Source organism: Pantoea sp. SO10 (genome assembly GCF_005281435.1).
Classification (GTDB): domain Bacteria; phylum Pseudomonadota; class Gammaproteobacteria; order Enterobacterales; family Enterobacteriaceae; genus Pantoea; species Pantoea leporis.
This window is the reverse complement of the sequence record NZ_CP040095.1, coordinates 594,952-618,063: the sequence shown is the minus strand read 5'-3', so window position 1 is coordinate 618,063 and position 23,112 is coordinate 594,952. Positions and strand designations below refer to the sequence as shown.

Annotated in this window: 19 protein-coding genes and 1 tRNA gene; 11 read left to right on the top strand and 9 right to left on the bottom strand. The window is 54.6% G+C overall.

Annotated elements, in window-relative coordinates; translation table 11 throughout:
• Window positions 1-116: 116 nt before the first annotated feature.
• Window positions 117-827: an IclR family transcriptional regulator gene (locus tag FCN45_RS02780; protein ID WP_110867461.1), complete on the bottom strand. Its 711-nt coding sequence runs from the start codon at window positions 825-827 to the stop codon at window positions 117-119.
• Window positions 828-998: 171 nt separating this feature from the next.
• Here FCN45_RS02780 and FCN45_RS02775 point away from each other — a divergent pair, with 171 nt between their 5' ends.
• Together FCN45_RS02775 and FCN45_RS02770 are read left to right on the top strand one after the other, a co-directional pair.
• Window positions 999-1,691, top strand: a complete 693-nt coding sequence (locus tag FCN45_RS02775) for an RraA family protein (protein WP_137385090.1) — start codon at window positions 999-1,001, stop codon at window positions 1,689-1,691.
• Entirely contained in the window at window positions 1,691-2,641 is a 951-nt protein-coding gene (locus FCN45_RS02770; RefSeq protein WP_137385089.1) for an NAD(P)-dependent oxidoreductase, read from the top strand. The genes FCN45_RS02775 and FCN45_RS02770 overlap by 1 nt, the downstream gene beginning before the upstream one ends.
• A gap of 309 nt (window positions 2,642-2,950) precedes the next feature.
• Here the strand turns inward: FCN45_RS02770 and FCN45_RS02765 are convergent, their stop codons facing one another.
• Together FCN45_RS02765 and FCN45_RS02760 are read right to left on the bottom strand one after the other, a co-directional pair.
• A complete protein-coding gene (locus tag FCN45_RS02765) occupies window positions 2,951-4,291 on the bottom strand; it encodes an MFS transporter (RefSeq protein WP_110867458.1) in 1,341 nt (446 codons plus the stop codon).
• Window positions 4,292-4,892: 601 nt separating this feature from the next.
• Window positions 4,893-4,977: transfer RNA gene (locus FCN45_RS02760), tRNA-Leu, on the bottom strand.
• Between the two features lie 273 nt (window positions 4,978-5,250).
• On the opposite strand from FCN45_RS02760, the gene FCN45_RS02755 reads away from it, so the two are divergent.
• Window positions 5,251-5,760 (top strand): DUF2501 domain-containing protein, encoded by a 510-nt coding sequence (locus FCN45_RS02755; RefSeq protein WP_137385088.1) that lies wholly within the window; start codon window positions 5,251-5,253, stop codon window positions 5,758-5,760.
• Between the two features lie 45 nt (window positions 5,761-5,805).
• On the opposite strand, the gene FCN45_RS02750 is transcribed toward FCN45_RS02755, so the two are convergent.
• On the bottom strand, window positions 5,806-7,182 hold the full coding sequence (locus tag FCN45_RS02750; protein ID WP_137385087.1) for a PLP-dependent aminotransferase family protein: 1,377 nt from the start codon (window positions 7,180-7,182) through the stop codon (window positions 5,806-5,808).
• 110 nt (window positions 7,183-7,292) lie between these two features.
• Between FCN45_RS02750 and FCN45_RS02745 the strand changes: the two genes are divergently transcribed.
• The 3 genes from FCN45_RS02745 (at window position 7,293) to FCN45_RS02735 (ending at window position 9,314) form a co-directional block, all read left to right on the top strand.
• Window positions 7,293-7,772: a carboxymuconolactone decarboxylase family protein gene (locus tag FCN45_RS02745; RefSeq protein ID WP_137385086.1), complete on the top strand. Its 480-nt coding sequence runs from the start codon at window positions 7,293-7,295 to the stop codon at window positions 7,770-7,772.
• A gap of 95 nt (window positions 7,773-7,867) precedes the next feature.
• Window positions 7,868-8,503, top strand: coding sequence for a hypothetical protein (locus FCN45_RS02740; RefSeq protein WP_137385085.1), 636 nt, complete (start codon window positions 7,868-7,870; stop codon window positions 8,501-8,503).
• Between the two features lie 133 nt (window positions 8,504-8,636).
• On the top strand, window positions 8,637-9,314 hold the full coding sequence (locus tag FCN45_RS02735) for a MarC family NAAT transporter (RefSeq protein WP_110868046.1): 678 nt from the start codon (window positions 8,637-8,639) through the stop codon (window positions 9,312-9,314).
• Between the two features lie 90 nt (window positions 9,315-9,404).
• Here FCN45_RS02735 and FCN45_RS02730 read toward each other — a convergent pair whose 3' ends face one another.
• From FCN45_RS02730 to FCN45_RS02720, 3 genes are read right to left on the bottom strand one after another with little or no spacing between them, the layout of a single operon-like run.
• Complete coding sequence (locus FCN45_RS02730; protein WP_137385084.1) at window positions 9,405-10,661, bottom strand: cytochrome c; 1,257 nt, start codon at window positions 10,659-10,661, stop codon at window positions 9,405-9,407.
• Window positions 10,662-10,665: 4 nt separating this feature from the next.
• Window positions 10,666-12,435: a GMC family oxidoreductase gene (locus FCN45_RS02725; RefSeq protein ID WP_110868048.1), complete on the bottom strand. Its 1,770-nt coding sequence runs from the start codon at window positions 12,433-12,435 to the stop codon at window positions 10,666-10,668.
• Window positions 12,436-12,472: 37 nt separating this feature from the next.
• Window positions 12,473-13,204, bottom strand: a complete 732-nt coding sequence (locus FCN45_RS02720; RefSeq protein WP_110868049.1) for a gluconate 2-dehydrogenase subunit 3 family protein — start codon at window positions 13,202-13,204, stop codon at window positions 12,473-12,475.
• A gap of 532 nt (window positions 13,205-13,736) precedes the next feature.
• On the opposite strand from FCN45_RS02720, the gene FCN45_RS02715 reads away from it, so the two are divergent.
• From FCN45_RS02715 to FCN45_RS02705, 3 genes are all read left to right on the top strand, one after another.
• Entirely contained in the window at window positions 13,737-15,305 is a 1,569-nt protein-coding gene (locus FCN45_RS02715) for an ABC transporter substrate-binding protein (RefSeq protein ID WP_137385083.1), read from the top strand.
• 320 nt (window positions 15,306-15,625) lie between these two features.
• Window positions 15,626-17,128, top strand: a complete 1,503-nt coding sequence (locus FCN45_RS02710; RefSeq protein WP_137385082.1) for a helicase HerA-like C-terminal domain-containing protein — start codon at window positions 15,626-15,628, stop codon at window positions 17,126-17,128.
• 80 nt (window positions 17,129-17,208) lie between these two features.
• Entirely contained in the window at window positions 17,209-18,486 is a 1,278-nt protein-coding gene (locus FCN45_RS02705) for a DUF445 domain-containing protein (RefSeq protein WP_137385081.1), read from the top strand.
• Between the two features lie 32 nt (window positions 18,487-18,518).
• On the opposite strand, the gene lptG is transcribed toward FCN45_RS02705, so the two are convergent.
• Both lptG and lptF read right to left on the bottom strand, forming a co-directional pair.
• On the bottom strand, window positions 18,519-19,595 hold the full coding sequence (lptG, locus tag FCN45_RS02700; RefSeq protein ID WP_137385080.1) for an LPS export ABC transporter permease LptG: 1,077 nt from the start codon (window positions 19,593-19,595) through the stop codon (window positions 18,519-18,521).
• Window positions 19,595-20,695, bottom strand: a complete 1,101-nt coding sequence (gene lptF / locus FCN45_RS02695; RefSeq protein WP_110868051.1) for an LPS export ABC transporter permease LptF — start codon at window positions 20,693-20,695, stop codon at window positions 19,595-19,597. Before lptF ends, lptG begins: the two co-directional genes overlap by 1 nt.
• A gap of 269 nt (window positions 20,696-20,964) precedes the next feature.
• Here lptF and pepA point away from each other — a divergent pair, with 269 nt between their 5' ends.
• Window positions 20,965-22,476: a leucyl aminopeptidase gene (gene pepA / locus FCN45_RS02690; RefSeq protein ID WP_101762227.1), complete on the top strand. Its 1,512-nt coding sequence runs from the start codon at window positions 20,965-20,967 to the stop codon at window positions 22,474-22,476.
• Between the two features lie 174 nt (window positions 22,477-22,650).
• Window positions 22,651-23,112, top strand: coding sequence for a DNA polymerase III subunit chi (locus FCN45_RS02680; RefSeq protein ID WP_061718226.1), 462 nt, complete (start codon window positions 22,651-22,653; stop codon window positions 23,110-23,112).

The window sequence follows — 23,112 nt, the reverse complement described above, 5'->3', positions numbered from 1 at the left end:
CTGTGCGATTCACCCGGTTATCTTCTTCATACCCAGGTGAAATAGTTAGCATTCATACTGCCGAAGTTAGCAATACTCGCGGCATATCATTTACAAAGCGAACCTATCCAGGCCAGCTAGAGCGAATAAAAATGATCACATTTGATCTTAGGGGCGCCGAGCTTCAGGGAGAGGCTGTAAGCCGTCTCTTTCATTATCTTGCCCACACCGCTGTCGCGCATCGATTGCGTTAAACGTGATGACGGACCTGTTAATGCCAGCGCCGCGAGCAGTTTATTTCCCTCACCAAAAACGGGAAGAGAGAATGCAGCAATGTGCGGATCACGCATGCCGGAGGTAAAGAGCGGTAATTCTGGGGCAGATTCAAGAAGCGGTTCATTGAGTCCCCAATGGCGAAGCACTTGCCCTATTGCTGAATTATCCAGCGGCAAAAAAGTACCGGGTAAGCGCGTTTCTCGTAATCCTTCGGAGGGCTCCGCTCTGAATAAGCAAAGCCTTTGACCGTTCTCAATCACATACCATGTGGCGCTTTCACCCGTCGCCGTCGCCAGCGCGTGCAGTTCAGGCTGGACAATACTGGCCAGATGAAATGACTGTTCATAGAGCTTGCCAAGATAAAGCAGTCTGGGACCCAATGTATAAACGCCGCTGTCGCGTCTGATAACGTAGTTCATGCGTTCAAGTGAGTTCATGAGACGGTAAACCGTCGTTTTATGGTAACCCGAAAATTGTGCCAGGGCGGTGAGCGTCAACGCCTCTTCGCCAGGCTTAAAACAATCCAGTAGTGCCAGCGCTTTCTCAACGGCAATTACGCCTTCATTCCCCATCGGTACGGTCTCCTGTTTGCGACGGTAAGAGTTTACCGTGCAATTTGTGATTCACATCGTATTTACATCACAAATGAAAGCTTAACGCTGGTGCGATCTGATTTAACATCGATATAGTAGTTTTACATAGTACAACATAGTTGTATCAGGTAAAACATGAAGAGGTGATTTATGCCACACGCAGAGAATACGTTCATCAAGCGCGACCTTACCCGTATAGCGCCCGAGCTGGTTAAACAGGCTGCTGAGTTTCAGGCAGCTATTCTTGCCGATGTTGCCGGACGCCGCGGTACGCTGCACGGTCGCGTAAAGCCCGTTTCACCCACCATGAAAGTTGCTGGCCCCGCCATCACGGTAGAGGTTCGGCCGGGCGATAACCTTGCCATTCACGCGGCGCTCGCCATCGCTCAGCCTGGCGATGTTATCGTCGTCGACGGTAAAGGCGATATCAGCTGTGCTTTGATTGGTGAAATCATGTCCACTCAGGCAGAAGCGTCGGGCATCGCAGGAATCATCATCGATGGTGCAGTTCGCGACGCCGACGCACTGTGCGAAAACGGCTTCCCGGTGTTTTCCGCAGGTCTGAATCCTTGTGGCCCGACCAAATCTGTCGCGGGCCGCGTTAACTATCCTGTTTCTGTTGCCGGAGCGACTATCCAGCCTGGTGATTTGATCATTGGTGATGTCGACGGCGTGGTCGTTCTGCCACGTGAAGATGTACCAGCGCTGATTGAGCTGGCACAGAAAAAACGGGATGCCGAGACCAAACGCATTGCCGCCATCCGTGAAGGCGATATTCGCGCTCCCTGGCTGGAAAAAGCCCTGCTTGCGGCTGGAATGTTGAATGAAGGGGAGGAATTGTAATGGCATCTTCTCATCCCGTAATTTTGGTAACCGGCAGCGATTTGGCGCAGGAAGCGTTAGGCCTGCTCAAGGGCTTTGATATCGTTTACGCAGGCATAAAGCCCAGCGAAGACGAATTGTGTCAGCTGTGTCACCAGCACGATCCGGTGGCGATTATTGTTCGATACGGCAAAATCAACGCCCGCATCATGGATGCCGCACCTCACCTGCGGGTTATTTCCAAGCACGGCAGCGGCATTGATGTTATCGATCAAAAAGCGGCGGCTGAGCGCCATATCAGCGTGCAGGCAGCGCCCGGTGCTAATGCAGCAGCGGTGGCTGAACATACATGGACGATGATATTGGCCTGCGCTAAAGCGGTTCTCCCACTGGATCGCCGAATGCGTCAGGGACATTGGGACAAGTCGACCCACAAGTCGGTTGAGCTTGAAGGCCGAACGCTGGGTCTGATTGGATTGGGTGCGATTGGCGGCCGGGTCGCTCGCATTGGCAAAGCGTTTGGTATGAAAGTCCTTGCCTATGACCCGTTCGCCAGGTCCTTTCCCGACGAGTGTGAATCCTCCACGCTTGAAGCTCTGCTACAACAGGCAGATGTGATTTCATTGCACTGCCCATTGACGGAACAGACACAGCACATGATCAACAGCGACAGGCTGAGTCAGTGTAAAAAAGGCGCGATTCTCGTCAATACCGCACGCGGTGGCCTGATCGATGATAACGCGCTTCTAGCGGCGCTGGGTGACGGCACCCTTAGCTGGGCTGCTCTGGATAGTTTTGCTGTTGAGCCGCTGACCGCACCACATGTCTGGCAGGCTGTTGATAACGTCATCCTGTCGCCGCACATTGGTGGCGTCAGTGACAACTCATACGTGAAAATGGGAACAGCTGCAGCGAGTAACGTTTTGAAGGTGCTGGCTGAACCGATTAAAAGTGAAAGTGCCCTGTCTTAATGCATTAACCTTCCCCACCATTTGTTAAACGACCTTACCAACTTGCCTGCTGGTAAGGTCGTTCATCAACCTCGGCTATCACTGCTAATCTCCGTCACTCCCTCAGCGTTGAACCTTCGATAAGACAGTTACGTCTTTCTAATCCACACTTGTCACTGAGATCTCACTGACGTTTAGCGGCTTGATAATGAGAAGTGCATAGCTTGGATGAGGCGGAACGTGAACTTCTTTTGGAGTGGATTGATGGTGGGAGGAATGGGAGAAAAGCCTCCCGCAGACGCTCAGATAAGCGCCCGCGGGAGGGTGACGTTATTTACTCACCGGCGACGCGGTGTTTTCGACTTCAATGTTTAACTCTTTTTTGCGGCCCATGATCAGCACGGCGATACCGCCGATACCACACAGAATCGCCAGCGGCACCATAGCCAGTGTGTGGCTGCCCGTGGCCTGGTTGATGATGCCGTAAACGTTGACCATCAATCCTCCGCCGATCAGGTTAGCCATGGCGCCAATCGCAGCCAGACCGGCAGCCGCGGTAGTGGAAGACATCCATCCCGATGCGAGCGCCCAGAACGGACCTTTCATTGAATACGCGCCTACCAGTACCAGCGACAGAATCACCACGCTGCCCGTCAAACTGTTGGTGATAAAGGCAGATAACAGACCACCCGCAATCAGGAAGAGGGTTAACGCGGTATGCCAGCGACGCTCGCCGCTGCGATCGGAGCTTCTGCCCCACACAATCATCAGGATAGATGCCAGACCGTAAGGGATGGCGTTCACCAAACCGGTGGTGAAGTTATCCAGGCCATAGGATTTAAGCAGTTGCGGCGACCAAACGCTCAGCGTTGAGCCTGCCGCAGAAGCGCCGGCATAAATCAGCGCCATCACCCAGATATGTTTATGGCGCAGCAGTTGCCATAAAGAGATGTGGCCGATCGCTTTCTTCTTCGCGTTCTCGGCTTCAAGCGTGCTATTCAGCCACGCTTTTTGTTCCTGATTTAACCAGCTGGCATCGCTTGGTCTGTTGCTCAGCATAAAGAAGGCGGCAATACCCAAAACCACCGCTGGAATGCCTTCCAGGATGAACAACCAATGCCAGCCGCGCATGCCGTACCAGCCATCAAGTGACAATATGGCCCCAGAAATGGGCGAGCCGATAAAATTCGCTGCGGGGATGGCAACCATAAAGGTGGCGATCACGCGGGCGCGATATTTACCCGGAATCCAGTAAGTCAGATAGAGAATCACGCCAGGGAAGAATCCGGCCTCAGCTGCACCCAGTAAAAAACGCAATACGTAAAGTGTATTGGCACTCTCAACGAAGGCGGTACAGACCGAGATAATGCCCCACGAGACCATGATGCGAGAGATCCAAATCTTCGCACCGATTTTCTGCATCGCAAGGTTGCTGGGTACTTCAAAAAGAAAGTAACCCACAAAGAACAGGCTACTGGCCAGACCAAAAACGGCTTTAGATAATCCCAAATCTTCATTCATCTGTAGCGAGGCCATACCGATGTTGCCACGGTCAATGATGGCAATCAGATAGCAGACGATGAGAAAGGGCAAAATGCGCCAAACCACCTTCTTAACGGTCTGCTGCTCTATATCGGCAGAGAAAGACGTGGTGTGCTTTTTCTCAGACATGATAATCCTCACAAGTTTGTCATGGCCTTACGCGATGATATGTTCGCAATGCCGATTGTTGTACTGTGTAAAACTTAGATGTACAGAGTACAATCATTATCTCGACAAACGCCCTTCTGTGCCTGAAGTTGTAATCAGGTTGTGTCTTTTGTCACAGAAAGGTATCTGATGATTTTCATTTTTGTGATGCTGGCGAGATTTCTTTTTCGCGCGCACCGCGGGTCTACTGAAAATCATAAGAAATGAGGTAAGTAAAACGGCAGGAATGGAAAAATTAACTGAGACTAATAAAGGAAATATAAATCAGCAATATCAATCAATTAAATGTATTCCCCAATTTCGCAGGATGGATATCATCAACAGGCGCTGCTATTAAAACTCACTGTGACGATACAAAGCGAAACCAATAAACAAAAAGTCATGTTTTGATCGGGTGGGCGTTGAATTGTACTTCAGGAGAAAAAGACAATAGAAGAGGAAGTGCCCCGTCGACCTTAGCATAACCACAATAAGGCTCGGACGGATTTGGACCAAAAAAAAAGCCTTTCGGCTTTAATTTTAGTAACTTGCGGACTGTTACGGAAGTTCTCGTATCTTTAAATGGTGCCGAAGGCCGGACTCGAACCGGCACGTATCTCTACGGTTGATTTTGAATCAACTGCGTCTACCGATTTCGCCACTTCGGCACTGAAGAGGATGCGGAAAACGTTGGGGATTATACCGTTACGAACAGCGTGCGCAACCGGAATCGTTAGGGATGTGCGCTAAGCGTTGAAAAAAACAGCACTTCGCGGATAACTGCTTGTTATACCATCGATCCCGCCAACCGACGTTCAAAAATTAAAATCCAGAACGGTCCCAATTTTCCCCAATCAGCCCGGTTAACTGGAACTTTCCGAATTCAAACCTCTCTTAACCAAAACTGACGCAGTCAGAACATAAAAGACAACGAGGTTGAGATGAAAGTACAACGCATGATTTGGGGATGGGGCATCGCGGCAGCCATGGTTGCGGGGAGCGCATCGGCGGCAAGCTGGCAGGATCAGCTGAGCAGCGCGGCATCGCAGCTGTCACAGCAAAACAACAGCACCAGCAACACCAGCACCACGCAGAATGGCGGCATGTCGCTCTCATCGCTTACCGGCCTGCTCAACGGCGGCGATAAAGCGGTGAGTTCCAACAGCATGACCAACGCTGCAGGAGTGATGTCCTACTGCGTGCAGCACAACGTGGTGGATAACAACGTGAAGTCGGTAAAAGATCAGGTGCTGAGCAAACTCGGCCTGAACAGCACCACCGCGCAAGCGCAGAAAACCGATTACCAGCAGGGTTTGCAAGGTTTGCTTAACACCGGCAACGGTCAGCAACTGAATTTGCAAAGCCTGAGCAACTCGCCGATGGGTGAGAAGCTGAAAACCAAAGCCTGCGATGTGGTTCTAAAGCAGGGCAAAAAATATATCGGCATGTAAGGACGCGCCGATATCAAGGCGCGAGCTGTCCCTCGCGCCTTTTCTTTAGTCCAGTAACGCTCGCGTCTCCAGCACCGTTCTCTGCAACAACTCCCGCGCCTGGTCCAGCGACCGAATGTTGGTATAGCCAATCACCAGGCCATAGCGTTTCTGTGTCTGCATATACCAGCCAGAAAGCGGCAATACGCGCAGCTGATGCCGCTGCCAAATCTCCGCCAGCGCCGTGTCCTGCGTGCCGCGCGCCAGGAAGGCGACAATGTGCATGCCGCCATCCGTCAGTTCAAAATCAAACACATCAGGGAAACATGCCTGCAAGGCATCCAGCATCATGCGGCGTCGCTGCTGATAAAGCGTGCGCATCTTTTTGATGTGGCGATAGAAATGCCCTTCGCTCAGGAACTGCGCCAGAATCTTTTGCGGCAGCAGCGACATACCGGTTTCAAGGATTTCCCCCAACTCGCTGAAGCGCGCGATGGTCTCTTTCGGCATCACCAGATAACCCACGCGCATCGCCGGCATCATGGTTTTGCTGAAGGTGCCGGTGTAAATCACCCGGTCGTGCACATCGAGGCTTTTCAGCGCCGGAATCACTTTGCGCGTGTAGTGAAACTCGCCGTCGTAATCATCTTCAATAATCCAGCTGTCATTGTGCTGTGCCCACTCCAGCAGTTGATGTTTGCGCGGCAGCGATAAGGTTACCGCCAGCGGGCTGTGATGCGTAGGCGTGACGATGGCGAAACGCGCATCGGCGTGATAGCGCAGCAGATAATCCACATCCATGCCTTGCCGATCGACCGGCACGTAATGCAGATTCGGCGCGATGCGCTTCAGCAGTTTTTGCCCGAAGAAATAGCCGGGATCTTCAAACAACACCTTGTCGCTTGGCTGCGCCAGCACCGCCAGAATCAGTCGCAGGTTGGCGCGATAGCCGCTGGTGATGAAAATCTGTTCCGGCTGGCAGTTAAGTCCACGCGAAATATTCAGGTAGCTGGCGATGGCTTCCCGCAGCGGCTGATAACCCATGACCGGCGGCAAAATCATCTCATCGGCGCGCAGGCTGCGCGCCGCTTTGCCGGAAATCAGCAGCCATTTTTTGTGCGGAAACGCATCCAGCGCCGGGATGCCAAGCCGCAGCTCGCCTTTGCTCTCACGCTGGGTTAACGCGCTCACTGGCGGCGCAGGCACTGCCGTTTTGCCGGTTGTTTCCGGCAGAATCAGTTCGGGATTAACGCGCGTGCCCTTCGCGCCCTGACTGACAAAATAGCCTTCGCCGATCAGGATTTCATAAGCGGCTTCCACCGTTTTTCGCGCCACTTGCAACTCACTCGCCAGCGTACGGATCGCCGGTACGCGCTCGCCCGGTTTCAGCTGCCCTGCAAGAATCTGCTGGCGATATCGCGCATAAATCTCTTTATAACCCACGCCATGCCCTACCTGTTTTCACGTTTTTTGACCCTTTTCACTCAGACATGGGAGTTTAAGATGCCCGCATCACCTTCGCATTGAAAAACGACTGACCTGAGGATAAAAACATGACTGCACGCGTTAACCACTTTAAAACCGTACCGACACTGGTCAAAGCCATGTCCGATCTCTCCATGAACGTCAGTAATGTTTCATTAGAAACCTCACTGAAGCATCTGGTCGATCTGCGCGCCTCGCAGCTCAATCAATGCGCGTTCTGCGTCGACATGCATGTGAAAGAGGCCAAACTGCACGGCGAGCGCGAGCTGCGCCTGCATCATGTGGCGATCTGGCGCGAATCCCCGCTGTTCACCGCCAAAGAGAAAGCGGCGCTGGCGCTGACCGAAGCGCTGACGCGTCTGGGCGATCACGGCATCGACGAAGCGCTGTACAGCGAGGTGCGCGCGCACTTCTCCGAAGTGGAGACCAGCGAGCTGACGTTCTGTATCGCGGTGATCAATACCTGGAATCGCCTGATGGTGCTGTCGCAGATGACGCCGGGCGCACTGGACAGCGCTTATGGGTTGGATCGTGCTGATTTACGTTAATTTTTACCGCCAGTCGCTCATGCTGCTGGCGGCACCATGTTCATCTGCGCTGCCTGAGGCTATAGTGAGATTTTGCACCACACAGGACAGCGCACATGAAAGGCATCAACATTGCGATTTACTTCGATCCCGACCAGATTCACATCTGCGTTCACCAGCAGGATGACAGCTATCTCAGCCAACACTTTATTTACGACGACAGCGTAATTGAAGAGATCTATCAGTGGCTGGAGCAGTTCACGCCTAATCGCACCCACATTTGCCTGATTGAGCACGATACCGCCGATATCCTTGCCGATGAGTTGGTGGATAACGGTTATCACGTCCATCAGGTGACGCAGCACGATCTCTTGACCTGGTTCGCCAACGAACCGCCTGCCGAACCCGATGGTTCACCGGTGCGCGCGCTGCTGCGTTATCTGGAGAACGAGCAGCCATCCGAATACCAGTCACGCACGCCGCAGATTGAAGCGTTGATGGATCTGCTGGATGAGCTGGACGATCTCGAAGGTGTGGATGAAGTTGAAGATGAAGACAATCTGCCGGATGACGTGCTGCGCCTGATGAAGCAGAAGAAGATCAATGCGCAAGACGCCGCCCAACGCCTGCTGCCGGATGTGAATGAGCGCATTCGCGAGCATTTAATCAATCATCCCGAATTGATGACGCCTGAGCTGCTGCAGGATTTCTTCCCTGAGCTGATCGAGGCACTGGATACGCCGAAGCACTAATCAATGAACGCACGCACCGCAGCGGCGCGATTTATCGCGCGGTTTTGACCGACTCTCCATCCTCTTAACGCGCAATACATTGCGCCGCTACGAGCCGTGCGATTATCGAATAATTTTTCAAATGGGACATTTCATGCTGGAGTTGTTTAAAGCCATCGGGCTGGGATTGGTGGTGATTTTGCCGCTCGCCAATCCGCTGACCACGGTGGCGCTGTTTCTCGGCCTGGCCGGAGAGATGAATTTCCAGGAACGTAATCGCCAGGCGATGCAGGCCTCGATCTACGTGTTCCTGATCATGATGGTGGCGTGGTATGCCGGCAGCGCGGTGTTGCACACCTTTGGCATTTCCATTCCCGGCCTGCGCATGGCGGGCGGATTGATTGTGGCGTTTATCGGTTTTCGCATGCTATTTCCGGCGAAACCGGTCGGGCATTCGGTCGAAGCCGAGCACAAGCAGGATGAACTGGATGCGACCGACAGCAACCGTGAAACCGTCAACATCGCATTTGTGCCGCTGGCGATGCCGAGCACCGCGGGACCGGGCACCATTGCGATGATCATCAGTTCCGCGTCGACGGTTAAATCGGGCGTAGATTTCCCGGCATGGGTGGTTGCCGTCGCCCCGGTGCTGACGTTTTTGGCCGTGTCGGTGATTTTGTGGATTTCGCTGCGCAGTTCCGGCGCCATCATGAAGCTGGTTGGTAAAGGTGGCATCGAAGCGATTTCACGTCTGATGGGCTTTTTGCTGGTGTGTATGGGCGTGCAGTTCGTGATTAACGGCGTGTTAGAAGTGATTCACAATTATCATTGAGACCACGTTAAATGACGCGCAATGAATTGCGCCGCTACGGTATTTGCGCCTATCCGTAGCGGCGCGGTTTATCGCGCAGTTTTAAACGATTTACTCGCCTTTCAACGTTTTACGCACTTCTGCTACCTGATCTTTCGTCACCGCTGGCGCACTGTTGCTCCAGCCCTGACGAATGAAGGTCGCCAGTTTAGCCACTTGATCATCATCCAGACGCTTAGCAAAACCTGGCATTGCCAGCGTTGATGGTGCTTTCTCGGTCGATGGCTGCTGCGCACCGGCCAGAATGGTGTGGATCAAACCACCAGGATCCCTGGCATTGACGATGGTCGCCTGATCCAGCTCCGGGAAGATCCCCGGCGCACCTTTACCGGTGACAAAGTGGCAGGCGCCGCAGTTGTCGATATACAGACGCTCACCTTCCGATAAGCCTTTCGCAGCGGTCAGTTTCGCTTCGGTTGCCTGCTGTTTCTTCACGTCATACGCCTGCAGCGCCGGGTTGCCGCCAAGGAACTTCAGATAGGAGGCAATCGCTTTCAGGTCAGCATCGGTCATGTGCGAGCTGGAGTGCTCAATCACTGACTTCATCTCACCGCCCACTGCTGCCTTATCGTTACGACCGGTTTGCAGGTAATCAACGATCTCCTGCTCGCTCCAGCGCGGCAGACCGCGCAGTGACGGGACATCCCAGCTGTTCAGGCTGCCACCGGCAAGGAACTGATCGTCGCCGCTATCCAGCGCTTTCTCGTTCATGCCGAGGCCGCGTGGCGTATGGCAGCTGCCGCAGTGACCCAGGCTTTCCACGATGTAAGCACCGCGATTAACCTCTTCTGACGCGCCGCCAATCGGCTGGAATGGCTTGTCAGAGGTGAACGCCCAGTTCCAGAAGCGCATGCCCCAGCGCTGGCTGAACGGGAAGCTCAGATCGGTTTCCGGCGGCTGCTCGCTGCTCGGCTTCACGCCTTTCATGAAATAGACGTAAAGCGCGTGCATATCGGCATCGGAGATTTTGGCGTAATCCGGGTACGGCATCGCCGGATAGAGACGCGACCCGTTCGGCAATACGCCTTTGCGCACCGCGTCGGAGAACTGCTGCTCGCTGTAGTTGCCGATGCCGTGCTCTTTGTCCGGCGTGATGTTGGTGGAGTAAATGGTGCCGAGATTCGACTCAATCGCCAAACCACCAGCGTAATCCCCTTTACCGGAAACGGTATGGCACGCCATACAGTCGCCTAGACGCGACAGGTATTCACCCTGCTTGATCAATTGAGCTTCATCTTCCGCGTGTGCCTGCAGTGCAAAGCTGCCCAGCAGCACGGCGTTGGCGATTAACAATGATTTTAATTTCATGCGCTTATGCCTGTACCAGTGGACCGGGATTTTTCAGATAATGTTCTTTAATGGCTTGTGCCGCCATCAAGGTGATCGCGCCGATGGTATCGGTCGGGTTCGCCTGGAAGTTTTGCGGGAAGGCGTTGCCGCCCGGTACAAACACGTTATGAACATCCCAGCTCTGCAGGTACTTGTTCAGTGCAGAAGTTTTCGGGTTATCGCCCATCACCGCGCCGCCCACGTTGTGGGTCGAAACGTATTTGGTGAGGTCAAAGTCCGCGCCCATTGGCAGGAAGCTCATGCTCATGCTGTCTGGGTTCAGCTCTTTGGCGATGTTGCCGACGATGCCTTTCAGGTGCTGTTGCAGCTTCAGTTCATTCTCTTTCCAGTTGAACGTCATGCGCAGCAACGGCTGACCGCGATGGTCGGTGTAATTCGGATCCAGATCCAGATAGATATCGCGATACGACTGGCAGGTAGTGGTGATGCTGATCTTCATGGAGTGGTTGTACCACTCCTCCAGACCTTCTTTGTAACCCATGCCCCACGATGGCGTGCCTTTCGGCAGCGCAGCAGCCATTGGCGTGCCGGTGGCTTGCGAGCTGTGGATCTTGGCGCCGCCAAGGAAGCCAAGGCCCGGACCGTCGAAGTTGCCTGGCGAGATGTCGTTGAACATCTGGCCGGTGGCGCCGGCGGTGGCGTAAGAGTTGAAGTTTTTGTCTTTGAAGAACAGGGTTGCGCCGCCGTTCGACAGGAACGCGTAGTTACGCCCCACCACACCCTCTTCGGTGATTGGGTTATACGGCTTGCCGATACCGGAGAGCAGCATCAGGCGTACGTTGTAGAGCTGGAAGCTGGAGAGCACCACGATCTTCGCCGGCTGGAACACTTCGTTGCCGTCCACATCGTAGTAAATCACGCCCTTGGCAGTTTTCTGGTCGTCATGCAGTACCACTTTCACCACTTCCGCATGCACTTCGTATGAGAAGTTCGGCATACGTTTCAACGCATCCATTACCGCCGTTTGTGGTGAGGCTTTAGAGTAGTTGAGGCACGGATATTTCGAGCAGTAGCCGCAGTAGTTACACGGTGCGATCTGGTTGCCGTACGGGTTTTTCCACGCGCGTGATACGCACGCAGATGGGTTCGGGAACGGATGATAGCCGAGTTTGGTGGCCGCCTCTTTGAACATCACGTTGTTCAGCGTATCTTCCAGTGCAGGCAACGGATAAGGTTCAGAACGCGGACCTTCAAACGGATCGCCGCCCGGCAGAATCTGGCCGCGCAGGTTGCCGGTGGTGCCGGATTGACCGCAGATCAGCTCAAACTTGTAGTAATACGGCTCGATCTCTTCCCAGGTGAACGGGAAGTCCATCACGCGCATATCTTCCTGCAGGATGCCCGGCTTGTAGGCCTCATCGACGTAGGTTTTCAACTTCAGGTCGGTTGGGGTTGGACGAATCAGCACCGCCGTCCAGTGCATGCCCGCGCCGCCCACGCCGGTACCCGGCGCAAACGCACCCCATTTACGGGTCGGCAACGCCGTCTGGCTGCTGTTGTAACGCACCGTGACCGCCACTTCTTTTGGCGTAGCGAACACTTTGTTACGCACGTTGTAGGCGTATTCATCAGCCGGTTTCGGATAAGCGAAATCCGGGTAATCACGCTCGCCACCACGCTCTAATGCGCGCACGTCGAGTCCCGCCATCGCCAGTTCAATACTCATCAACGAGCCGGCCCAGCCGAGGCCGCAAACGACGACGTCGACTTCTTTCTTTGTAATCTGTGCCATGTTAATCCTGTCTCACATACCAAAAACGGGGGTGTGCTTACGCGCTTTCACCCAGGAGGCTGACCGGTCCCAGCGGGTACGGCACGTTGTGCTGCTTCACCCATTCGGTAAAGCTGGCGCGTGCGCCCGGGAAGCCGATGGCAATCCAGGCTTTCATGCCTTTGTTGCCGCCGTACATTGGGTCAGCGAGGTAGCCATGTTTGGTATCTGAGAGCAGCTGGCCGAAGAACTGCGAGGCCTTCAGGTTCTCTTCGCCCAGGGCGGCGAAGTCAATGCCGTCGTTTTTGTTCACTTTGGTGAGCACCGCATCTTTCTCTTCCAGTGACAGCTCATGGAACGGTTTCTGGAAGTTGCTTTGCGTCCACTGATTCACCAGCTTGATACCGGTTTGGTACATCTGCTGTGGCGTGAACGGGATTTGATAACCCATGGTGGCAGGTGCATGCACGTTGAACGGACCCTGCATGTAGATCTCTGCCCCGAACTCCGGGCTGTGCAGCTGCTGATCGATAAAGATCGGCACGTTGGTTTCCAGTGCACCTGGCGCTTTACCTTTGCCGCCGGCTGGAATCAGGCGATCGGTTGCGGCCAGAATAAATTGCCACTCATCGGCACTGAAAAAGATCGGTTTATAGTCGGCGAGCTCGGGTGCTGCCATTTCCGCAGCTTGCGCCGCAGTTAATCCCTTAAATACCAGGTCACTTAGTGGCAAAGCCAAAAGCGACCCAAGTAAAAACTTACGTCTGGTGGTCGGTTTATTTAGAAGCATGGCGCGACGACTCTCACTTGCTAAGAAAGATAATTATTTTTGTTAATAGCTTTATAAATCGGTAAATAACCTGGCAATCTTAGGGATATAGGTATTTCAGAATGTAAAAATTCAATTATGGATGTGTTTTGATGAAATTCAGTCATCATGTTGAATTTAGGTTAAGGCATGGTAAAAGGCTTTCGAGGCGAAAAAACAGGGTTTAACCGTACATTTGATGGGAAAGTGGCACGAATCAGTGGGCATTTGACCAGGGATTATCGCGAAAAGAAATAATCGCAGAAATGAATCAATGAAAAAAAATCATACTTCCATACCAGAGAATTATTCTCATTTATAACATCTTATTTACTTTATTGACCAGCAGATGAACGATCTATTTAGCGGAAATGACAAGTCGCGCACAAAATAAACGCAATAATTCCCCCAGGTAATCAATTGTAATATTCCGGCACAGCTCAGAACAAACCGGCATTTTGCCAAAGCGACGGCAGAGATAGAGTGAATTTATCTATCACTCAGGACAATAATAATGCGCTCACTGATTTTGCTCGTCGCTTTATGGGGCAGCAGTTTTGCACTGCACGCCGCCACACCGAAAGATACCCTTGTCGTCGCCGTCCCGCTCGACGGCATTATTAGCTTCGATCCCGCTGAAAGCTTTGAAACCGTCAGTAACAGCGTGCAGCGCAACATCTACCAAACATTAGTGGAGGCGGATCGTCATGATCCGCAGAAGCTGGCACCGCTGTTGGCCACCCACTGGCAACAGGGCAGCACGCCGCACAGCTTAGTGTTCAACATCAAACCCAAGGCACACTTCTCCAGCGGCAATCCGGTGACGGCGCAGGATGTGATCTTCTCACTGACGCGCGCGGTGCAGCTGAACAAAGCGCCCTCTTTCATCCTCGCCGAATTTGGCTGGACCAATGAAAACATCGCCAGCCAGTTCAAAGTGCTGAATGACCATCAGCTGGAGATTCAGTGGCCAGCGCAGATTGGTCAGAACCTGGCGCTGCGCCTGCTGACCGCGCCGGTGGCCTCGGTGGTGGATAGCAAAACCGTGCAGCAACACGTCGCTAATAACGATCTCGGCAACGGCTGGCTGCATACCCATTCCGCCGGCAGCGGCGCATTTATCCTTCAGCAATATGTGCCGCAGCAGGCGCTGGTGCTGAGCGCCAACCAACAAGCGAATCCGCAGCCGAAGCTGAAACGCATTCTGCTGAAAGGCGTGGCGGATGCCAGTGCGCGTCGTCTGCTGATTCAGCAAGGCGATGTTGATGTGGCGTATCAGCTTGGCCCGGATCAGATTGATGCGCTGAAGAGCGACAAGAATCTGCGCATTGAAGCCTTCCCATCGAGCCTGGTTTACTACCTCGGTTTCAATACCAAGGACAAAGCGCAACCGGCATTAGGCAACCCGGCGCTGTGGCAAGCCGCGCGCTGGTTGGTAGACTACAACACCCTCTCGAAGGATTTGCTGAAAGGTCAGTACCGCATTCATCAGAGCTTCCTGCCGCAGGGTTTTGACGGCGCGCTGGACGATCAGCCGTTCCACTACGATGTGGCGAAAGCCAAAGAGATTTTAGCCAAAGGCGGCATCAAACCGGGGACGAAGTTTGCGCTGACGGTGATCAATCAGCCGCCCTATATTGACGTGGCGCAGGCGCTGCAGGCCAGCTTCGCCAAAGCGGATGTGCAGATTGAGTTACAGCCGGTGGCGGAATCGGAGTTGTGGAGCAAAATGCGCGGTCGCGATTTCCAGTCGATCTTCATTTACTGGGGCGCAGACTATGTCGATCCAAACACCAACGCCAGCGCCTTTGCCTATAACGTGCCGGGCGGTTCCAAAACCCTGGCGTGGCGCGTCGGCTGGGATATTCCGGATCTGAGTGCGAAAACCCGCGCAGCGGCCGGTGAAAGCGATGCGGTTAAGCGCCGTGCGCTCTATACCGATTTGCAGAAAACCGTGCAGCAGAACTCACCGTTCGTGGTGACGCTGCAGGGCGCGCAGCAGGTTGCGGTGCGGAATAACGTGAATCATGTGCAGCAAGGGATTGGTGTGAGTTTGCTGTTTTTTGATACGGTGCAGAAATAGTTTTAGATTGTGCTCGCTTTCCCCCTCCTCGGTCCTCCCACCAAAATTGTGCTCGCATTCCCCCTCCTCGGTCCTCCCCACCAAAATTGTGCTCGCTTTCCCCCTCCTCGGTCCTCCCCCATAAATGGGGGAGGAAGATGCTGCCATATGTCAGTGCTGAGGCTGCATGTGGCAGCATCTCCTTCCCCCGTTCACGGGGGAAGGCCGGGATGGGGGACAGCAGGCACATAATTACGCCTTTTTCGGCACAATCCTCCTCCCTCCTCGCGCGCCGCTTGCTATCCTTCTGGCATAACCTATTGCCTGAGAGCGAAAAAATCATGACCACTCCGTTACTGATTGCCCAAACGCCTGACGTTCAACTGCATCTTCTCTCCAACATGGCGAACCGCCACGGTTTGATCACCGGCGCTACCGGCACCGGCAAAACCGTTACGCTGCAAAAGCTGGCGGAATCCTTCTCCGATATCGGCGTGCCGGTGTTTATGGCCGATGTGAAAGGCGATCTCACCGGCATTTCCGCCGCAGGCGAAGGATCCGAGAAGCTGCTGGCGCGCCTGGCGAAGATTGGCGTCAGCGACTGGCAGGCGCAGAAAAATCCGGTGATGGTGTGGGATATTTTTGGTCAGCAAGGCCATCCGGTGCGCGCCACGGTATCCGATCTCGGCCCGCTGCTGCTGGCGCGGCTGCTCAACCTTAACGACGTGCAATCGGGCGTGCTGCAAATCATCTTCCGCATCGCCGACGATCAGGGCTTGTTGCTGCTGGATTTCAAAGATTTGCGCGCCATGACGCAATACATCGGCGACAACGCCAAAGCCTTCCAGACGCAATACGGCAACATCAACAGCGCGTCCGTTGGGGCGATTCAGCGCGGATTACTGGCGCTGGAGCAGCAAGGTGCCGAGCACTTCTTTGGCGAGCCGATGCTGGATATTCGCGACTGGATGCGCTGCGATAGCAACGGCAAAGGCTTTATCAACATCCTCTCGGCAGAAAAGCTTTATCAAATGCCGAAACTCTACGCCACCAGCCTGCTGTGGCTGCTGGCCGAGCTGTATGAGCACTTGCCCGAAGCCGGCGATCTCGATAAGCCGAAAATGGTGTTTTTCTTCGACGAAGCGCATCTGCTGTTTACCGACGCGCCGCCGGTGCTGCTGGAGAAAGTTGAGCAGGTGATTCGCCTGATCCGTTCGAAAGGCGTTGGCGTCTATTTCGTTACGCAGAATCCCGCTGATATTCCCGATAACGTGCTGGGCCAGCTCGGCAACCGCGTTCAGCATGCGCTCCGCGCCTTTACCCCAAAAGATCAGAAAGCGGTAAAAAGTGCCGCCGAAACCATGCGCGCCAATCCGGCGTTTGATACCGTCGAGGCGATTCAGGCGCTCGGTACCGGCGAAGCGCTGATCTCCTTTCTCGATGAAAAAGGCAGTCCATCGATGGTGCAGCGGGCGATGGTGATTGCGCCCGGCTCGCGCATGGGACCGGTTACGCAGGATGAACGCAATGGCCTGATCAACAATTCGCCGCTGTACGGTAAATACGATAGCGAAGTCGATCGCGAGTCGGCGTTCGAAATGCTGCAAAAAGACGTGCAGGCCACCACGCAGCAAGCCAATGCGCCGGAAGCCAAAGGCAACAAGGTTGCCGTTGATGACGGTATTCTCGGCGGCCTGAAGGACATTCTGTTTGGCACCACCGGCCCACGCGGCGGCAAGCGCGACGGCGTGGTGCAGAGCGTGGCGAAGAGTGCCGCGCGCCAGGTCACCAATCAGATCATTCGAGGTGTATTAGGAAGCCTTCTTGGCGGCCGCCGTCGCTAATACCCGGCATACTTCAAGCCGCAGGTGCGTTAGCTGTATGTCTTCCTGCAACTCGAATTATTTAGGGTATTTAAGGAACTATGGATAAATTCCAACAACTTAAGCGCAGCAAACGTCTGGCGCTGTCACTGCTGCTGATTGCTGCAGCCACCTTTATTGTGACGCTGTTTCTGCCAGCCAACTTTTGGGTGCTTGGGCTGAAGGCAATCGCAGAAGCGGCGATGGTCGGCGCATTAGCCGACTGGTTCGCCGTGGTGGCGCTGTTCCGGCGCGTGCCGGTGCCGTTTATCTCGCGTCATACAGCAATTATTCCGCGCAATAAAGATCGCATTGGCGAGAATCTGGGTCGCTTCGTGCAGGAGAAATTCCTCGATACCGATTCGCTGCTGGCGCTGATTCGCCGCCACGATCCGTCGCAGATGCTGGCGCAGTGGCTGAACACGCCGGGCAACGCCGATCGCATTGGTCGTCATCTGTTGCAGGTGATGCGCGGTTTTCTCGATCTCACCGATGATCAGCGCATTCAGCGCTTTCTGCGCCGTGCGGTGCATCGCGCGCTGGATAAGGTCGATCTCACCCAATCCAGCGCGCTGCTGCTGGATAGCCTGACGAAAAATAATCGCCATCAGGAGCTGCTGGATGCGGCGGTACAACAGCTGCTGCGCTTGCTGCACAAGCCCGGTACGCGCGAGTTTATCGCCGCGCAGATTGTGCGCTGGCTCAAGCGCGAACATCCGATCAAAGCCAAAATGCTGCCAACCGAATGGCTGGGCGAACACAGCGCCGATTTGGTTGCTAATGCGGTGGATTCGATACTCGATCAGGTCGCGCTCGATCAGGGGCATGAGTTGCGCCTGGGCTTCGACCGCGCGGTGCAGCGGCTGATTGAGCGGCTGAAAAGCGATCCTGAAATGGCGGAACGTGCTGAAAACATCAAGAGCTGGCTGAAGGAAGATGAGTCGTTCAATCGCTACATTGGCGAGCTGTGGCAGGATTTACGGGGCTGGCTGAAAGACGATCTAAATAGTGAGGATTCACGGGTGCAGGAGCGCGTCAGACTGGCCGCGCTGTGGCTGGGCGAGACGCTGGCGGCTGACGAAGCGCTGCGCGCCTCAATGAATCAGCATCTGGAAGATGCCGCACGCAGCGTGGCGCCGGAGTTTGCTGCCTTCCTGACGCGCCATATTAGCGATACGGTGAAAAGCTGGGATGCGCGCGATATGTCGCAGCAAATTGAGCTGAATATCGGCAGCGACCTGCAGTTTATCCGCATTAACGGCACGCTGGTTGGCGGGACGATTGGGCTGATTTTGTATGTGTTGTCGCAGGTGCCGGGTTGGATCGAGCGTATTCAGTAAAAAGGTCGCCATGAATGGCGACCTTACAAGGCTTAGCGGCGTTTCATCAGCAGGAACAAGCTGATGGCGAAGAATGCACCGCTCGGCAGAATCGCCCCCAGAATCGGCGGCAAACCGTATACCAGGCTTAGCGGACCAAAGATCTGGTCCAGCACGTAGAACAGGAAGCCAAAGCTAATCCCCGTCACCACGCGCACGCCCATCGATACGCTTCGCAGCGGACCAAAGATAAACGACAGCGCCATCAGCATCATCACCGCCACAGAGAGCGGCTGGAAGATTTTGCTCCACATATTCAGCTGGTAGCGCCCTGCAACCTGGCCGCTCTGCTTGAGGTATTTGCTGTAGTTATACAGGCCGGTGATCGAGAGCGCGTCCGGGTCCAGCGCCACTACGCCGAGCTTGTCAGGCGTCAGGTTGGTTTTCCATTCGCCGCTCAGGCTTTGCGAGCCGGTAATTTGTTTGGCATCTTGCAGATCCGATTCATCGACCTGCGACAGCGCCCAGACCTTTTTATCCGCATTCCAGGCGGCACTCGCCGCATAGCGTACGCTGAGTAAACGGCGCTGATCGCTGAACTTGTAGATGCTGACGCCATCAATCTCGTTATCGCCTTTGATGCGCTCGATGTAGATGAAGTCGTTGCCGTCCTTCGCCCACAGGCCGTTTTGCGTTGAAACCAGCGAGCCGCCGTACAGCTGCTGCGCACGATAGTTACGCGCCATCTGTTCACCCTGCGGTGCAACGAATTCGCCCACCGCCATGGTCAACAGCACCAGCGGAATCGCGGTTTTCATTACTGCCAGTGCCACCTGCATGCGGGTAAAGCCCGATGCCTGCATCACCACCAGTTCACTACGCTGCGCCAGCGTGCCCAAACCGAGCAGTGCGCCCAGTAGCGCCGCCATCGGGAAGAAGATTTCGATATCTTTCGGTACGCTGAGCAGCGTGTAATAACCGGCGTCCAGCGCGGTATAAGCGCCCTGCCCGGTTTTCCGCAGCTGATCGACGAATTTGATAATGCCCGACAGCGACACCAGCATGAACAGCGTCAGCATGATGGTGTTAAAGATGGTTTTGCCGATATAGCGGTCAAGAACCTTAAACATCAGACCGATCCTCCACGGCTAAAGCGCGCGCGGATGCGACGCATCGGCACGGTATCCCACATGTTCAGCAGCACCGCCAGCGCCAGATAGGAGAAGTTCACCACCCACATCCAGATGGCCGGATCGAAGCGGCCTTTCGCGGCGTTGGAACGCAGAGAACTTTGCAGTAAGAAGAAGATCAGATACAGCAGCATGGCAGGCAGCATCGACAGCACGCGGCCCTGACGCGGGTTCACCACGCTAAGCGGCACCACCATCAACGCCATAACCAGTACGGCAAAGATCAGCGTCAAGCGCCAGTGCAACTCCGCCTGGAACTGCGGGGTTTTAGTCTTGAGCAGCGTGCTAATATCCGCCTGATCGGCATCGTTCGGATCGAGCGTGGCTTCTTTGTAGCCTATCACCGCCTGATAGTTGACGAAGTCCGTGATACGGAAGTCACGCAGCAAGGCGGTGCCTTCAAAACGCGTGCCTTTATCCAGCGTCACCACCTGCGAGCCATCTTTGTGTTGCTCCATGTGGCCGCTATCAGCCAGCACCACCGAGGGACGCGCGTTGCCTTTCGGACGCAGCTGCGCCAGGAACACGTTGCCGAAGGTATTGCCCTTCACATCTTCAACAAACAGCACCGCATTGCCGTCGCTAGAGGTCTGGAACTGCCCAGCCGCCAGCGCCGCCGCGCCTGGGTTTGATTTGGCGTTTTGCGTCACTTCCTGCTGATAACGTGATGACCATGGCCCTAACCAAATGACGTTGACTGCCGCCACAAGCGAGGTGAACAGCATCAGGATCATCGCGGCTTTAATCAGCACACTTTTGCCCAGGCCGCAGGCATGCATCACCGTGATTTCACTTTCGGTGTACAGCCGCCCAAGGGTCATTAAAATCGCCAGAAACAGGCTTAGGGGCAGGATAAGTTGTGCCATTTCAGGCACGCCGAGTCCTAACAATGTCAGAACTAAGTTTGTTGGGATTTCGCCATCCACCGCAGCTCCCAAAATCCGCACTAACTTCTGACAAAAGAAGATCAGCAGCAGGATGAAGAGGATAGCCAGCTGGCTTTTGAGCGTTTCCCGAACCAGATATCTAATGATGATCACGCTTAGTACGCCTGTGATAACTTGTCTTTTTGCAGGAAAATCGCTAGTTTCAACGCTTATCAGCCATTTTTCTTCATCAATGGCCGTCATCGTAGCTAAAATAGTATGACGAACGCGTTAGTGTGGTGAAAAAACAACATACTTGTCACCACCACTCATTATGACTACCGGCGTTGAATTGTCATGGCGTCGCAACGAATTAATGAGTTACGAGCGCGCTACATTCTAACGACAGCCAAGGCCGTTGTCTTTAAGATTCAGGAGAGTGCATGGAGTTCAGTGTAAAAAGCGGTAGCCCGGAAAAACAGCGTAGCGCCTGCATTGTTGTTGGCGTTTTCGAACCGCGCCGTTTGTCACCCATTGCTGAGCAGCTGGATAAAATCAGCGATGGCTACATCAGCGCCCTGCTGCGCCGCGGTGAACTGGAAGGAAAAGTGGGCCAAACGCTACTGCTGCACCATGTGCCGAATATCCTCTCCGAACGCATCCTGCTGATCGGCTGCGGTAAAGAGCGCGAGCTTGATGAGCGCCAGTATAAGCAGGTCATTCAGAAGACAATCAATACTTTGAACGACACCGGCTCAATGGAAGCGGTGTGCTTCCTGACTGAACTGCACGTTAAAGGTCGCAATACTTACTGGAAAGTGCGTCAGGCGGTCGAAACCTCTAAAGAAGCGCTCTACAACTTTGATCAGCTGAAAAGCAACAAAGTCGAGCCGCGCCGTCCGCTGCGTAAACTGGTGTTCAACGTGCCGACCCGCCGTGAACTTACCAGCGGCGAGCGTGCCATTCAGCACGGTTTGGCCGTGGCTGCCGGTGTGAAAGCCGCCAAAGATCTCAGCAATATGCCGCCAAATATTTGTAACGCCGCGTATCTGGCGTCGCAGGCGCGTCAGCTGGCGGATGCGTACAGCAAAAATGTCACCACCCGCGTCATCGGCGAACAGCAGATGAAAGAGTTGGGGATGAACGCCTATCTGGCGGTCGGCGCAGGTTCGCACAATGAATCGCTGATGTCGGTGATTGAGTACAAAGGCAATCACGATCCGGAAGCGCGCCCCATCGTGCTAGTGGGTAAAGGCTTAACCTTTGATTCCGGCGGTATCTCGATCAAACCCGCCGATTCCATGGATGAGATGAAGTACGACATGTGCGGTGCGGCGTCCGTTTACGGCGTGATGCGCATGGTGGCGGAACTGAATTTACCGCTGAACGTGGTGGGCGTGCTGGTGGGCTGTGAAAACATGCCTGATGGCAAATCGATGCGTCCGGGCGACGTGCTGACCACTATGTCAGGTCAAACCGTTGAAGTGCTGAATACCGATGCCGAAGGCCGTCTGGTGCTGTGCGATGCGCTGACCTACGTTGAACGCTTCGAGCCAGAAGTGGTGATTGACGTGGCCACACTGACCGGCGCCTGCGTGATTGCGCTGGGTCATCACGTTAGCGGTTTGATGTCGAACCACAATCCGCTGGCGCACGAGCTGATCAGCGCATCTGAGCAGTCCGGCGACCGCGCCTGGCGTCTGCCGATGGCGGATGAGTATCAGGAGCAGCTGGAATCCAACTTTGCTGATATGGCGAACATTGGCGGCCGTCCTGGCGGTGCGATTACCGCCGCCTGCTTCCTCGCGCGCTTTGCGCGTAAGTTTAACTGGGCGCACCTGGATATCGCCGGTACCGCATGGCGTTCCGGTAAAGCCAAAGGCGCAACCGGCCGTCCGGTACCGCTGCTGTCGCAGTTCCTGCTAAATCGCGCAGGGTTGAACGGCGACGATTGATTTGGTGATGGCTGTCCCCCATCCCGGCCTTCCCCCACAAGTGGGGGAAGGAGACGCTGCTACATGCGAATTCACAACTAACATAGGGCAGCATCTTCCTCCCCCACTTGTGGGGGAGGACCGAGGTGGGGGACAGCAAGCACCAAGCCCCCCCCCTCTCATCCAAAGGTTCCCATGAAAAACGCCACTTTCTATGTGATGGAGTCTGAGAGCGCCGACGACGGCCTAACCGCCATCGAAGCGTTGGTGTGCTCTCTTGCCGAAACACGCTGGCGTGACGGCAAACGCATCCTGATTGCCTGCGAAAACGAAGAACAAGCCAATCGGCTGGATGAAGCGCTCTGGCAACTTCCGGCAAACGCCTTTGTGCCGCACAACCTGGCGGGAGAAGGCCCGCGCTACGGCGCTCCGGTTGAGCTGGCCTGGCCACAGCGTCGCGGTAGTTCACCGCGCGATCTGCTGATCAGCCTTCTGCCACAGTTCGCAGATTTTGCTACTGGTTTCCATGAAGTGATAGACTTCGTTCCTTATGAAGAATCTCTAAAACAACTGGCGCGCGATCGCTACAAAGCCTATCGCAGCGTTGGTTTCCAATTGAATACGGCGACGCCACCCTCGCCGCAAACGACAGTGTAG

What these genes read in the sequence shown, in the direction of transcription:
- FCN45_RS02780 (WP_110867461.1), bottom strand. Translation starts at nt 827, where the DNA reads ATGGGGAATGAAGGCGTAATTGCCGTTGAGAAAGCGCTGGCACTACTG.
- FCN45_RS02775 (WP_137385090.1), top strand. Translation starts at nt 999, where the DNA reads ATGCCACACGCAGAGAATACGTTCATCAAGCGCGACCTTACCCGTATA.
- FCN45_RS02770 (WP_137385089.1), top strand. Translation starts at nt 1,691, where the DNA reads ATGGCATCTTCTCATCCCGTAATTTTGGTAACCGGCAGCGATTTGGCG.
- FCN45_RS02765 (WP_110867458.1), bottom strand. Translation starts at nt 4,291, where the DNA reads ATGTCTGAGAAAAAGCACACCACGTCTTTCTCTGCCGATATAGAGCAG.
- FCN45_RS02755 (WP_137385088.1), top strand. Translation starts at nt 5,251, where the DNA reads ATGAAAGTACAACGCATGATTTGGGGATGGGGCATCGCGGCAGCCATG.
- FCN45_RS02745 (WP_137385086.1), top strand. Translation starts at nt 7,293, where the DNA reads ATGACTGCACGCGTTAACCACTTTAAAACCGTACCGACACTGGTCAAA.
- FCN45_RS02740 (WP_137385085.1), top strand. Translation starts at nt 7,868, where the DNA reads ATGAAAGGCATCAACATTGCGATTTACTTCGATCCCGACCAGATTCAC.
- FCN45_RS02735 (WP_110868046.1), top strand. Translation starts at nt 8,637, where the DNA reads ATGCTGGAGTTGTTTAAAGCCATCGGGCTGGGATTGGTGGTGATTTTG.
- FCN45_RS02730 (WP_137385084.1), bottom strand. Translation starts at nt 10,661, where the DNA reads ATGAAATTAAAATCATTGTTAATCGCCAACGCCGTGCTGCTGGGCAGC.
- FCN45_RS02725 (WP_110868048.1), bottom strand. Translation starts at nt 12,435, where the DNA reads ATGGCACAGATTACAAAGAAAGAAGTCGACGTCGTCGTTTGCGGCCTC.
- FCN45_RS02720 (WP_110868049.1), bottom strand. Translation starts at nt 13,204, where the DNA reads ATGCTTCTAAATAAACCGACCACCAGACGTAAGTTTTTACTTGGGTCG.
- FCN45_RS02715 (WP_137385083.1), top strand. Translation starts at nt 13,737, where the DNA reads ATGCGCTCACTGATTTTGCTCGTCGCTTTATGGGGCAGCAGTTTTGCA.
- FCN45_RS02710 (WP_137385082.1), top strand. Translation starts at nt 15,626, where the DNA reads ATGACCACTCCGTTACTGATTGCCCAAACGCCTGACGTTCAACTGCAT.
- FCN45_RS02705 (WP_137385081.1), top strand. Translation starts at nt 17,209, where the DNA reads ATGGATAAATTCCAACAACTTAAGCGCAGCAAACGTCTGGCGCTGTCA.
- lptG (WP_137385080.1), bottom strand. Translation starts at nt 19,595, where the DNA reads ATGTTTAAGGTTCTTGACCGCTATATCGGCAAAACCATCTTTAACACC.
- pepA (WP_101762227.1), top strand. Translation starts at nt 20,965, where the DNA reads ATGGAGTTCAGTGTAAAAAGCGGTAGCCCGGAAAAACAGCGTAGCGCC.
- FCN45_RS02680 (WP_061718226.1), top strand. Translation starts at nt 22,651, where the DNA reads ATGAAAAACGCCACTTTCTATGTGATGGAGTCTGAGAGCGCCGACGAC.